A 315-nucleotide genomic window follows, 5' to 3' on the forward strand; every position below is an offset into this window, starting at 1 on the left:
CACGATTCCGCTCCCCTAACCCGACGGGGTCAGGGGACGCATCGGTAACGATACGGCCACGCGCAGTATTCACACAGCCGCGGACGCTCGACAGCGCGATATTCGCCTCTATCGTGTGACCATGCACCTCCGTCGATCACTGCCCGCGCTCGTCGCGGCCGCGCTCATCATTGCTCCGCTCACCGCATGCACGGCGTTCGGCTCGTCGAGCACCTCCGACGCCTCGGCCGCCGGCGGCTTCACGGCGCTCCTCGACCAGGCCCTGCCCGAGGCCGGAGTGCAGAGCGGCAAGCGAGGCGGCGAACCGAGCAGTGG

1 protein-coding gene is annotated in these 315 nt (G+C 68.9%); it reads left to right on the forward strand.

Annotation, left to right across the window (positions count from 1 at the left end; translation table 11 throughout):
• Positions 1-121 precede the first annotated feature (121 nt).
• Positions 122-315: hypothetical protein (locus AMS65_RS00125; protein ID WP_157501930.1), on the forward strand; the 194-nt coding region annotated here is incomplete at its 3' end.

The organism is Leucobacter celer subsp. astrifaciens (assembly GCF_001273835.1).
Taxonomy (GTDB): domain Bacteria; phylum Actinomycetota; class Actinomycetes; order Actinomycetales; family Microbacteriaceae; genus Leucobacter; species Leucobacter celer.